This window comes from Paraburkholderia tagetis, from assembly GCF_022213065.1.
Taxonomy (GTDB): Bacteria; Pseudomonadota; Gammaproteobacteria; order Burkholderiales; family Burkholderiaceae; genus Paraburkholderia; species Paraburkholderia tagetis.
The window spans coordinates 165159-177858 of sequence record NZ_JAKLJA010000003.1; the positions used below are offsets into that span (position 1 = coordinate 165159).

Consider the following 12700-nt stretch of genomic DNA (forward strand, 5'->3'; position numbering starts at 1 on the left):
GACCTTCGTACTCCGACGTGGCTGTGCCGGCGAGGCACCGTAAAGCGCGCGCGACGCCTCGCGCCGCGCGCGGCACGTCACAAAGAGAACCGGCACGCCGTGCCGGGCGAGGCGCTGCGCGAGAATTCAGTGGCGCCCATCAATCAGGGAGCAGACCATGACGGTCGAACCGGATGCCGGCCATCGCATCGACATCATCGTGAACCGTCACCGCGTACGCGTGATCCACGGCGGCATCACGATTGCCGACACGCTCGCGGCGCTCACGCTCGTCGAAACCGGCAATCCCGATGTCTTCTACTTCCCGCGCGCCGACGTGAACATGGCGCGGCTCGAACGCTCCACGCGCACCGCGCCGTGTCCGTACAAGGGCGAGGCGTCGTACTACCACCTGCGCACCGAGGATGGCCGCGTCGAGGACGCCGCCTGGAGTTACGAGGCGCCGCTCGAAGCCGTGCGCAGCATCAAGGCGTATCTGGCGTTTCACGCCGGGCGTGTGGACCGTATCGATCAGACCTCCTGAACGACCCGAACGACCCAAGCGACCCGAACCACCTGAAGGAACTTCTCGAACTGCCACCGGGGAGCCGCCATGGAACTGAACGACGCGTTGAGGATTCCGATTGAGCCGTCTGCCGTCTGGGAGGCGCTGCAGGAGGCCACGCTCGTGCGGGCGAGTCTGGAGCACTGCGAGTCGTTCAGGCGGCTCGGCTCCGGCGAATACGCGCTGACGCTCACCGTGCCGCTCGGGCCGCTGCGCGCGCGCTACGAAGTGCGTGCTCACATTGCCAGCGATGTGGCGACGGTGCCGCTCACGCCGCGCCGGATGCTGAGCTTTCGCGCGCGCGCCGATGGCATTGGCTCGCTGCGCGGCCAGATCGACGTGGCGCTGCGCGAGGAGGAGCCCGCGGGGATGGGCGGGGGGGCGAGTACGCGCATCGACTATTCGGTGTGGGCCACGCTGACCGGGCCGCTGGGCGAGTTGCCGCCGCGCCAGATCGAAAATGCGCTGCACGAGCTCGCGGACGAATTTTTCACCGAATTCTGCGCCGTGGTTGCGGCCAAGCACGGGCAGGCGCCAAACCGCGTGCGCGGAGCGGCGCCGCGGCGGCAGCACGTGTTTTTGCGGCCGATTAATCTGGCGGCGGTCGCGCGGCGCGCACATCTGCTTCCGCAATCGGGCGGCACGCTTTCGGGCCGCGCCGCGAGCACGCTGCATCACGAGCCCACGCCACACGCGATGCCGAGCTGGGCCTGGGCCGCGATGATCTTCTTCGTCGCGCTGCTGTTCTACGTGGCGCGGCGCTTTGCCGAAGGCTGATTCCGCGAGCCGGGTGCCTCACGTCCCCCGAAACTCCCGTCGCCACGCCGACGGCGAGGTCCTGAACGCTTCCACGAAATGCTGACGCAACGACGCGGCCGAGCCGAATCCCGCGTGCTGCGCGATGGCGTCGATCGGCTGGTCGGTGGTTTCGAGCAACTGCTGCGCGCGGGCGAGCCGCTCGCCGAGAAGCCATGCGCTCACCGTGGCGCCCGTCGTCAGGCGGAACTGGCGGGTGAAGGTGCGGCGGCTCATGAGCGCGCGCTGCGCCAGCGAGTCGAGCGTATGCGGCGTGTCGAGATGGGCGCGGATCCAGTCGAGCAGGCTCGAGAGCCGGTCGCCGCGCCCGCGCACCGCCACGGGCTGCTGCACGTATTGCGCCTGGCTGCCCTGACGATGCGGCGGCACCACGAGCCGCCGCGCCACGTAGTTCGCGGCCTGCGTGCCGGCGAGACGGCGCAGCAGATGCAGGCAGCAGTCGAGGCCCGCCGCCGTGCCTGCCGAAGTGAGGATGTCGCCGTCGTCGACATAGAGGACGTCCGGATCGAATCGCACTTTAGGGAACTGGCGCGCAAAGGCGTCGGCGGCGGCCCAGTGCGTGGTGGCCGGGCGGCCGTCGAGCAGGCCCGCGTGCGCTAGCACGAACGCGCCGAAACACAGGCCCACGAGCACCGCGCCGCGCGCGTGCGCCGCACGCAGCGCATCGCAGAGCGCCTCGGGCGGCGCTTCTTCGGCGTCGCGCCAGCTCGGCACGACGACCACATCGGCGTCTTTGAGCGCTTCGAGGCCGTAGGGCGCGCCAATCGTAAAGCCTGCCGTCGTGGCGAGCGGCCCGGATTCGGCCGCGCAGACGAGCAGTTCGAACGGCGGCACGCCACCCTCGGGGCGCGGCTCGCCGAACACGATGCAAGGCACCGAGAGATGAAACGGGATGACCCGATCGAACGCGACCACAGCGATGCGGCGCGCGGCCGGGGGCGTTGGTGCGGGCTGTGCTGTCGGTGCGGCAGAGATGGGCAGCGCGGCGGCACGGGGCGCGGAAACCGGCGTCGGGGTACGGGAAGCGGTGGGCATCAATAGCCTCGCGAGTCGAAAAGGGGCGTGAGCACACAGGGGCGTGGGCGCGCATCGGCTGCCCGCATTTGGCCCAATTCTATCGAAAGTTGTCATTTGGGCCACTGTGCGCGTGCGGGGCGTCGATCGACAATGCCTCCATCGCAGCCGAATCGCCTGGTCGGCCGCAGACTCCAGCCGGATTCCCCCCGGTTTCCCCCGGATTCCCGCCAGGCTCATATCGAAGAAGGAGGTACCGCCATGTCCGCAACCCCCCACCGTGCGCTGGTCGTCATCGACGTGCAGAACGAATACGTCACCGGCGATCTGCCAATCGAATACCCGGACGTTCAGACCTCGCTCGCCAACATCGGCCGCGCGATGGATGCCGCGCGCGCCGCTGGCGTGCCGGTCGTGGTGGTGCAGAACTTCGCGCCCGCCGGGTCGCCGCTGTTTGCGCGCGGCAGCGTTGGCGCCGAGCTGCACCCCGTGGTGGCTTCGCGCGAACACGATCATTACGTGGAAAAGGCGTTGCCGAGCGCCTTCGCGGGCACCGATCTCGCCGCATGGCTCACCGCGCGCGGCATCGACACGCTTGCCGTCGCCGGCTACATGACGCACAACTGCGATGCGTCGACGGTGTTCGATGCAACGCACGCTGGCCTCGCCGTCGAGTTCCTCGAAGACGCAACCGGCTCGGTCCCGTATGAGAATGCGGCGGGCGCGGCGAGCGCCGCCGAGATCCATCGCGTGTTCAGCGTGGTGATGCACTCGCGCTTCGCGGCGGTCGCGAGCACCAGTGCGTGGATTGCCGCGCTAGAAGCGGGCGTGCCGCTGGAGCGCGACAACATCTACGCGTCGAATCAGCGTGCGCGGGCCAGTCAAGTGACGGCTTGATGCCCATTTGATACCGGCTGATACCGGCAGGGCGGGGCAGACCGCCCGCGCGGGCCGCAGGCATTTGCGGCGGCCCGCTTATCCCTTCGCCGCCGGAACGACGCGCAGCGCCGGGCTGTGGCGCAGCGCGTCGAGCATGGCTTCGACGTGCTGCTCCGCGTTGTGCGCCACGTCGAACATGTCCGGCAGGATCGCCATGTCGCGCAGTGCGCCGGTGATGAACGAGTGCAGCACGCGCGCCGCGCGCGGGGCGTCGAGATCGGCCGGCAGTTGCCCCTTGGACATCGCGTTGCGCAAGCCTTCCTCGATGCGCATGAGGCCCTCGCGCATATTGCCCTGATGGCGCGCCATCACCGGGCCCATTTCCTCCACGAACTCGCACTTCAGAAACAGGATCTCGAACACGCGCCGGCGCCGTGCGTCGGTGGCGGTGTCGCGCAGGCACAGCGTGCACAGATCCTTGATGCGCCCGAGCGGGTCGGACTCGTCCGGGTCGACCGTGGCCGCCTTCATTTCGTCGAGCGGCAGGATCACGCGGTCGAACATGGCCGTAAAGACATCGCCCTTGTTCTCGAAATGCCAGTAAATCGCCCCGCGCGTGACGCCGGCTGCCTGAGCAATATCGGCAAGCGAGCTGCGCGACACGCCTTTTTCGAAAAAGACGTGTTCGGCGGCGTCGAGAATGCGGTTGCGCGTCTCCTGCGCTTCCTCTTTCGTGCGTCGGGCCATGGGCGTTACTGCTCAATATGTGGGTTGGGATGACAGGGAAGCATATAAGAGCCAAATCAGTAATGTATTAATTCGTAATATGGACGCCGTGCGTCGAAAGCTCTTATGCAAACCTTCGGCCGGAATGATTCGTTCTTATACATTCATTCGCGAATGTATCTATAATACCACCCCACCACCTGGATACCTCAAGAGTTGATGTCCGGTTAATATCCGTCACTGGTCATGTGGTCGTAGAAACCCCAATGCGCGCCATCTGCTAACGGCGCGCGCCGAGAAATCGCCCGGACGGATGTTGCTGACCGGTATCGCGCTATTCCTGAAGTACCGGGTTATCCGTCAGGTATCGCCAGATGCTGGCGTGCGTCGCCGTGCTTCCCCAGGAGGGAAGGACGCCGCACGCTTTTATTGTCAGTTATAGACAGAGGTCGCTCCATGCGCGTCGAACGGGTTCCATTCCGCCTAATCACCTTCGCGACGGCTGCCGTAGTGCTCGCAGCGTGCGGGCAAAAGCACTCCGCGCCGCCGCCGCAAACCCCCGAAGTCGGTGTTGTTGCCGTCCAGCCCACGTCCGTGCCGGTCACGACCGAGCTGCCGGGCCGCACCAATGCCTTCCTCGTCGCGCAAGTGCGCGCCCGGGTCGACGGCATCGTGCTGCGCCGCGAATTCACCGAAGGCGCGGTCGTGAAGGCGGGCCAGCGCCTGTACAAGATCGATCCGGCGCCGTACATCGCCACGCTCAATAACGCCAGGGCAACGCTTGCGAAGGCGAAGGCGAATCTCGTCACGCAGAACGCGCTCGTCGCGCGCTACAAGGTGCTCGTTGCGGCCAACGCAGTCAGCAAGCAGGACTACGACAACGCCGTGGCCGCGCAAGGCCAGGCGCAGGCCGACGTCGATGCCGGCAAGGCCGCGGTCGACACCGCGCAGATCAACCTGGGCTACACCGACGTGGTCTCGCCCATCACCGGCAAGGTCGGCATCTCGCAGGTCACGCCGGGCGCCTACGTGCAGGCGAGCCAGGCCACGCTGATGTCCACCGTGCAGCAGATGGACCCGATGTACGTGGACCTCACGCAGTCGAGCCTCGACGGCCTGAAGCTGCGCCGCGACGTCGAGTCGGGGCGCCTGAAGACCAACGGCCCGGACGCGGCCAAGGTCACGCTCGTGCTCGAAGACGGCCGCACCTACGCGCAGCAGGGCAAGCTCCAGTTCACCGACGTCACGGTCGACCAGACCACCGGCTCGGTCACGATCCGCGCGCTGTTCCCGAATCCCGACCGCGTGCTGCTGCCGGGCATGTTCGTGCGCGCACGCATCGACGAAGGCACCAACGAGAACGCGTACCTCGTGCCGCAGGTGGGCGTGCAGCACGACCAGAAGGGTCAGGCCGCGGTGCTCCTCGTCGACAAGGACAACAAGGTCGTGCCGCATCCGATCACCACGTCGGGCACGCAGGGCCAGGCCTGGGTCGTCGAAAGCGGCCTGCAACCGGGCGACCGCGTGATCGTGCAGGGCACAGAGAAGGTGCGCCCGGGCGCGACCGTGAAGGCGGTGAGCGCCAACCTGCCGCCGCCGCCCCCGCCGGGCGCGCCTTCGGCGGACGAAGCGACGGCTTCGGGCTATGGGAGCGCTGGCGCCAGCGGTGCATCGGGTGCGTCTGGCGCATCCGGCGCACCTGGCGCACCAGGCGCATCCGCGGCCCACGCCGCTTCCGCACCCGCCGCCTCCGCTGCGCAATAACAGGGAGCCTGCTTCATGGCAAAGTTCTTTATCGATCGCCCGATCTTTGCATGGGTGATCGCCATCATTCTGATGCTGGCGGGCGTGGCGTCGGTGTTCACGCTGCCGGTCGCGCAGTATCCGACCATCGCGCCGCCGTCCATCCAGATCAGCGCGAACTATCCGGGCGCATCGGCGAAGACGGTGGAAGACACGGTCACCCAGGTGATCGAGCAGCAGATGAGCGGTCTCGACCACCTGCTGTATCTTTCGTCGACTTCCGATGACTCGGGCACGGCCACCATCACGCTGACCTTCGCCGCGGGCACCAACCCTGACATCGCTCAGGTGCAGGTGCAAAACAAGCTGCAGCTCGCCACGCCGGTTCTGCCGCAGGTGGTGCAGCAGCTCGGCATCAAGGTCACGAAGTCGAGCAGCAGCTTCCTGCTCGTGCTCGCGTTCGTGTCCGAAAACGGCAGCATGACCAAGTACGACCTCGCGAACTACGTGGCGTCGAACGTGGAAGACCCGATCAGCCGTATCAACGGCGTGGGCACGGTCACGCTGTTCGGCTCGCAGTATGCGATGCGCGTCTGGCTCGATCCGAACAAGCTCACGAACTACAGTCTCACGCCTTCGGACGTCTCAACCGCAATCTCCGCGCAGAACGTGCAGATCGCGGGCGGTCAGCTAGGCGGCACGCCATCGGTGGCGGGGCAGTCGTTCCAGGCGACCATCACCGAATCGACGCTGCTGCACACGCCTGAAGAGTTCGGCAACATTCTGCTGAAGGTGAACCAGGACGGCTCGCAGGTGCGCCTGAAGGACGTGGCGCGCATCAGCCTCGGCGGCGAGAACTACAACTTCGACACGAAGTACAACGGCGCGCCGACGGCCGGCCTCGGCATCCAGCTCGCGACGGGTGCCAACGCGCTGCAGACCGCGAAGCTCGTGCGCCAGAAGATCGACGACCTCTCGAAGTACTTCCCGCACGGCCTCGTCGTGAAGTACCCATACGACACCACGCCGTTCGTGCGCCTGTCGATCGAGGAAGTGATCAAGACGCTGCTCGAAGGCATCGTGCTGGTGTTCCTCGTGATGTACCTGTTCCTGCAGAACCTGCGCGCGACGTTGATTCCGACTATCGCGGTGCCGGTGGTGCTGCTCGGTACGTTCGCGATCATGGCGGCGGTGGGCTTCTCCATCAATACGCTCTCGATGTTCGGTCTCGTGCTCGCCATCGGCCTGCTCGTGGACGACGCCATCGTGGTGGTGGAAAACGTCGAGCGGGTGATGGTGGAAGAGGGGCTGGGGCCGAAGGAAGCCACGCGCAAGGCGATGGGCCAGATCACCGGCGCACTCGTGGGCGTGGCGCTCGTGCTCTCGGCGGTGTTCGTGCCGGTGGCGTTCTCGGGCGGCTCGGTCGGCGCCATCTACCGGCAGTTCTCGCTCACGATCGTGGCGGCGATGGTGCTGTCCGTGATGGTCGCGCTGATTCTCACGCCGGCGCTGTGCGCGACCATCCTCAAGCCGATCCCGAAGGGCCACCACGAAGAGAAGAAGGGCTTCTTCGGCTGGTTCAACCGCACCTTCGAGACGAGCCGCGACAAGTATCACAGCGGCGTGCACCACGTGATCAAGCGCTCGGGCCGCTGGCTCATCATCTATCTCGCGCTGATCGTCGCGGTTGGCCTGCTGTTCGCGCGCCTGCCGAAGTCGTTCCTGCCCGATGAAGACCAGGGCACGATGTTCGTGATCGTGCAGACGCCTTCGGGCTCGACCCAGGAAACCACGGCGCGCACCCTCGCCAACATCCAGAACTGGCTGCTCAACGACCAGAAGGACATCGTCGAGTCGACCTTCACGGTGAACGGCTTCAGCTTCGCGGGCCGCGGGCAGAACTCGGGTCTCGTGTTCGTGCGCCTGAAGGACTACAAGGAGCGCCAGCACGCGGACCAGAAGGTCCAGGCGCTGGTGGGCCGCATGTTCGCTCACTACGCGGGCTACAAGGACGCGATGGTGATTCCGGTGAATCCGCCTTCGATTCCTGAACTGGGCACGGCCTCGGGCTTCGACTTCGAGCTGCAGGATCGCGGCGGTGTCGGCCATGAGAAGCTGATGGAAGCGCGCAACATGCTGCTCGGCATGGCCGCGAAGGATCCGTCGCTCGCGCTCGTGCGTCCGAACGGCCTGAACGACACCCCGCAGTACAAGGTGAACGTCGACCGCGAAAAGGCGAACGCGCTTGGCGTGACGTCGGCTGCGATCGACCAGACTTTCTCGATCGCGTGGGCGTCGCAGTACGTGAACAACTTCCTCGATACGGACGGTCGTATCAAGAAGGTGTACGTGCAGTCCGACGCGCCGTTCCGCATGACGCCGGACGACATGAACATCTGGTACGTGCGCAACAGCTCGGGCGGGATGGTGCCGTTCAGTTCGTTCGCGACCGGCCACTGGACCTATGGGTCGCCCAAGCTCGAGCGCTACAACGGCATCTCGGCGATGGAAATCCAGGGGCAGGCGGGGCCGGGCAAGTCGACGGGCCAGGCCATGACGGCCATGGAGAAAATCGCGGCGAAGCTGCCCGCGGGCATCGGCTACGAGTGGACGGGCCTGTCGTTCCAGGAAATCCAGTCGGGTTCGCAGGCGCCGATCCTCTACGGCATCTCGATCCTCGTTGTGTTCCTGTGTCTCGCGGCGCTCTACGAGAGCTGGTCGATTCCGTTCGCGGTCATCATGGTGGTGCCGCTCGGCGTGCTCGGCGCGCTGCTCGCGGTGACGCTGCGCGGCCTCGAGAACGACGTGTTCTTCCAGGTGGGTCTGCTGACCACCGTGGGTCTTTCGGCGAAGAACGCGATTCTGATCGTGGAATTCGCGCGAGACCTGCAGGCGGAAGGGAAGATGGGACCGATCGAGGCGGCGCTCGAAGCTTCGCGACTGCGTCTGCGGCCGATTCTGATGACGTCGATGGCGTTCATTCTCGGCGTGCTGCCGCTCGCGATCAGTAACGGCGCGGGCTCGGCTTCGCAGCACGCGATCGGCACGGGCGTGATCGGCGGGATGATCACCGCAACGTTCCTCGCGATCTTCATGATCCCGATGTTCTTCGTGGTGATCCGCGCGAAGTTCGCCGGCGAGAAGGAAGACGCTGACGTCGCGCTCCAGCATTACGAAGAGCACCACGCGCACGATCACGACGACGAGAACGGCGGCAGCGCTGGCGGCAGCGGTGACAACGGCCAGGGCAAGGAAGGACATTGAGATGCATAAACTATCCGTAATTGCAGTGGCCGCCACAGTGGCCACCGCCGTTCTCGCGGGTTGCACGATGGCGCCGCGGTATCACCGGCCCGAGGCGCCGGTGTCGCAGGACTTCCCGCAGGGCGGCGTCTACGCGACGCAGCCAGGCGCTGCGGGCGAGAACGGCCAGCCTGGCCATGGCGCCAATGGCGCCGTGGCCACCGATATCGGCTGGCGCGACTTCTTCGTCGATACGCGTTTGCAGCAACTGGTCGAGATCGCGCTGAAGAACAACCGCAACCTGCGCGTTTCGGTGCTCAACGTCGAGGCGGCGCGCGCGCAGTATCAGATCACGCGCTCCGAGTTGTTCCCGGCCATCAACGGCGTCGCCACGGAATCGCGCTCGCGTGTGCCCAAGGCGTTCCAGACCGCGCGTGAGAATCCGTACAGCGTCTACAACGTGGGTGTGCAGGCATCCTGGGAAATCGACTTCTGGGGGCGCGTGCGCAGCCTGAAGGACCAGGCGCTGGCGCAGTACCTCGCGACGGCCTATGCGCGCAAGGCGGCCGAGATCGCGCTCGTTTCGCAGGTCGCCGATCAGTACCTGACGATGCTCGCCGACGACGACCTGCTCAAGGTCACGCAGGAGACGCTCAAGACGGCGCAGGACTCGTACAACATCGCGAAGGCGCAGTTCGATACGGGCACCGGCACCGAGCTCGATTTGCGCCAGGCGCAGACCGTGGTCGAGAACGCGCAGGCCAACATGCAGGCGCAACTCCGGGCGAGGGCACAGGCCGAGAACGCGCTCGTGCTGCTGATTGGCGAGCCGTTGCCGGCGGATCTGCCGCAAGGCCTGCCGCTCGACGGCCAGGCGCTGGTCGCCGACATTCCGGCGGGACTGCCTTCGGACCTGCTCACGCGGCGTCCGGACATCATGCAGGCCGAGGAAACGCTGCTCGCGGCAAACGCCAACATTGGCGCGGCGCGTGCGGCGTTCTTCCCGAAGATCTCGCTCACGGCGGCGTTCGGCACCGAAAGCCTCTCGCTGGGCGGGCTCTTCAAGGCGGGCACGGCGGCATGGAGCTTCGTGCCGCAGATCACGCTGCCGATCTTCGAGGGCGGCGCGAACATCGCGAACCTCGATCTCGCGAACGTCCAGAAGCGCATCGAAATCGCCAACTACGAGAAGTCGATCCAGTCGGCGTTCCGCGAAGTGGCCGATGGTCTGGCGGCGCGCGGCACCTACGATCAGCAGATCGCGGCGCTCGAGCGCAGCACCTTCGCGAACCAGCGTGGGCTCGACCTGTCGGAGCTGCGCTACAAGAACGGCGTGGACAGCTATCTGCCGGTGCTGTCCGCGCAGACCAGCCTTTACACGGCACAGCAGTCGCTCGTCACGGCGCGGCTCGCACGGCTGACCAACCTCGTCGATCTGTATCGTGCGCTGGGTGGTGGCTGGATCGAGCACGCGGGCGAGACGCCGCGGCCGGCCGATGCACCGGTCGACTACGGCGCGGCCAGCGCGCCGGCGGCAGCTTCTGCGCCGGCGGCAAAGGCGGCAACTGCAGGCTGATCGACCCGAACGCAGATTGCGTTTTACGCAGCACGAGTGAAAAACGCCACGGGAGACCGTGGCGTTTTTTTATGGCGATTCGATTTGGCCGTTCGACTTGACGCCCAAAACAAAAAAGGCGTCACGGTTTCCCGTGACGCCAAACCAGCAAAAGGCCCCGGCACGCGTATTCGTCACGCGGCCGAGGCGCCTCTCGCGTCGACTCAGTGTGCCGCCGCGCGCGGCATGCCCTGACCAGCTTCCGGTGCTTGCTCTTCGTTCGACTGGGTGCCGTCGAAGTCGTGACCGACCTGGTGGATGTCGTGTTCCGCGGCTGCCTCGCTCTTTGCGCCGTTGAAAATCAGGTTCAGGACCACTGCCGAAACCGAAGCGAGCAAGATGCCGCTATGGAGCAGCGGCGAGAGCGCCGGCGGCAGTTGCGAGAAGAACTTCGGCGAGACCACCGGCACGAGGCCAAAGCCCACGCTCACGGCCACGATGAACAGGTTGTGGTGGTTCTTCACGAAGTCGACCTTCGAGAGCACCTTGATGCCGTTTGCGGCCACCATGCCGAACATCACGAGGCCCGCGCCGCCCAGCACGAAGGGGGGCACCGAGGCAACGACCTGCGCCATCTTCGGGAACAGACCGAGCGCCACCAGAATCACGCCACCGGTTGCGCAGACAAAGCGGCTCTTCACGCCCGTCACGCCGATGAGGCCGACGTTCTGCGAGAACGAGGTGTGCGGGAACGAGTTGAAGATGCCGCCGATCATCGTGCCCAGACCGTCGACACGCAGGCCGCGAACGAGCGTTGCCTGATCGACCGGACGATCCACCATGTCGCCTACGGCGAGGAACATGCCCGTCGACTCGATGAAGGTCACGAACATCACGATCACCATCGTCGCGATCGGCAGGATGTGGAATTGCGGCAGGCCGAAGTGGAACGGCATCACGAAGCCCATCCACTGTGCGTGCGAGACGCCGTCGAGGTTCACGAGGCCCAGTGCCATCGCGATCGCGAAACCCGCCACGATGCCGAGCAGCACCGAGATGTTGGCGATGAAGCCGCGGCCGAACTTGTTGATCAGGAGAATCAGCATCAGCACGACGAGCGACAGGCCGAGGTAGACCGGGGCGCCGTAGTTCGGGTTGCCCACGCCGCCTGCTGCCCAGTTGATGCCCACTTCCATCAGCGAAAGGCCGATCACCGCGATCACCGTGCCCACCACGACAGGCGGGAAGAATCGCAGCAACTTGCCGATCATGGGTGAGATCACAATGCCAATCGCGCCGGCCGCGATGGTCGAGCCGAAGATGTCGAGAATGCCCAGTGAGGGATTCGTGCCGATGGCGATCATCGGGCCGACCGAGGCGAACGTGCAGCCCATGATGACAGGCAGGCGGATACCGAAGATCCACAGGCCGAGCGTCTGGATCAGCGTGGCGATACCACAGGCGAACAGGTCGGCGCTGATGAGGAACGCCACCTGGTCTTTTGGCAGTCCGACGGCGCCGCCGACGATGAGCGGCACGGCAACCGCACCCGCGTACATCACGAGAACGTGCTGGATACCGAGCGTGAGAAGCTGGCCGAACGGCAGGCGCTCGTCAACCGGGTGGACCTGGCTGCGAGCCTGGCTTTGACTAGCCTTGGGATGCATGTCGTCTCTCTCCGTCTTTCGTTTCAGAATATGGGCTCAAAGGTATTCGCGACGAAAAGAAGCAGCAAGACCACTGGAGACTATTCCGTGCTTTCCGGGGGCGATATGCGCGCGGGGTGCGCGGCTCCTTATATCGGGGTAGGATCAGGGGGTGCGCAACGCTGTGCACACCCGCGCGGCGATGCTGCGGCGCATCGTATGGGTGCGCGTCCAACGTCCAGATGCAGCGTTGAGCCCGGTTTTGAGGTGATTTCAGGCGCTAACCGCGCGTTAACCGGTATTGCGTAGTATGGCGGGTGGTGAATGCGACGCTAGCTCGGGCGCATCTTAAGGGCCATGTCGCGACGATCCAGGCACCGGTCGGACCCCGACACACATGGCCGGATCGTTATGATCTATATTTCGCTTTCCGCATGTGAGGCATTTTGCATGTTGAAAAAGGCCTCCGGGTTAACCCGTGAGTGCGTGCGATTTGCATCATTTTTGAGCATCTGCGAAACCCTCCGCGGAACC

At 65.6% G+C, this 12700-nt stretch carries 9 protein-coding genes; 6 read left to right on the forward strand and 3 right to left on the reverse strand.

Translation table 11 applies throughout. From position 1 onward, the window contains the following. The first annotated feature begins 157 nt into the window (after window positions 1-157). Together L5014_RS05875 and L5014_RS05880 are read left to right on the forward strand one after the other, a co-directional pair. Window positions 158-523: a DUF427 domain-containing protein gene (locus L5014_RS05875; protein ID WP_238462640.1), complete on the forward strand. Its 366-nt coding sequence runs from the start codon at window positions 158-160 to the stop codon at window positions 521-523. Between the two features lie 69 nt (window positions 524-592). After that, window positions 593-1321: an SRPBCC family protein gene (locus L5014_RS05880; RefSeq protein WP_238462641.1), complete on the forward strand. Its 729-nt coding sequence runs from the start codon at window positions 593-595 to the stop codon at window positions 1319-1321. Between the two features lie 18 nt (window positions 1322-1339). Here L5014_RS05880 and L5014_RS05885 read toward each other — a convergent pair whose 3' ends face one another. Then, window positions 1340-2395 (reverse strand): helix-turn-helix domain-containing protein, encoded by a 1056-nt coding sequence (locus tag L5014_RS05885; RefSeq protein ID WP_238462642.1) that lies wholly within the window; start codon window positions 2393-2395, stop codon window positions 1340-1342. Between the two features lie 240 nt (window positions 2396-2635). Between L5014_RS05885 and L5014_RS05890 the strand changes: the two genes are divergently transcribed. Continuing rightward, window positions 2636-3271 carry a cysteine hydrolase family protein gene (locus tag L5014_RS05890; protein WP_238462643.1) on the forward strand — a complete coding sequence of 212 codons (636 nt, stop codon included), beginning with the start codon at window positions 2636-2638 and terminating at the stop codon, window positions 3269-3271. A 78-nt stretch (window positions 3272-3349) separates the two neighbouring features. Here L5014_RS05890 and L5014_RS05895 read toward each other — a convergent pair whose 3' ends face one another. Beyond that, on the reverse strand, window positions 3350-4000 hold the full coding sequence (locus L5014_RS05895) for a TetR family transcriptional regulator (RefSeq protein ID WP_238462644.1): 651 nt from the start codon (window positions 3998-4000) through the stop codon (window positions 3350-3352). Window positions 4001-4435: 435 nt separating this feature from the next. Between L5014_RS05895 and L5014_RS05900 the strand changes: the two genes are divergently transcribed. Genes L5014_RS05900 through L5014_RS05910 form a run of 3 tightly spaced genes read left to right on the forward strand, consistent with a single transcriptional unit; the run spans window position 4436 to window position 10541 of the window. Beyond that, the gene (locus L5014_RS05900; RefSeq protein ID WP_238462645.1) at window positions 4436-5743 is read left to right on the forward strand and encodes an efflux RND transporter periplasmic adaptor subunit; all 1308 of its coding nucleotides are present in this window, start codon (window positions 4436-4438) and stop codon (window positions 5741-5743) included. Window positions 5744-5758: 15 nt separating this feature from the next. Beyond that, complete coding sequence (locus L5014_RS05905) at window positions 5759-8986, forward strand: efflux RND transporter permease subunit (protein ID WP_238462646.1); 3228 nt, start codon at window positions 5759-5761, stop codon at window positions 8984-8986. Between the two features lies 1 nt (window position 8987). Then, the gene (locus L5014_RS05910; RefSeq protein WP_238462647.1) at window positions 8988-10541 is read left to right on the forward strand and encodes an efflux transporter outer membrane subunit; all 1554 of its coding nucleotides are present in this window, start codon (window positions 8988-8990) and stop codon (window positions 10539-10541) included. Window positions 10542-10744: 203 nt separating this feature from the next. Here the strand turns inward: L5014_RS05910 and L5014_RS05915 are convergent, their stop codons facing one another. Then, on the reverse strand, window positions 10745-12187 hold the full coding sequence (locus L5014_RS05915) for a nucleobase:cation symporter-2 family protein (protein ID WP_238462648.1): 1443 nt from the start codon (window positions 12185-12187) through the stop codon (window positions 10745-10747). Between the last annotated feature and the right edge of the window lie 513 nt (window positions 12188-12700).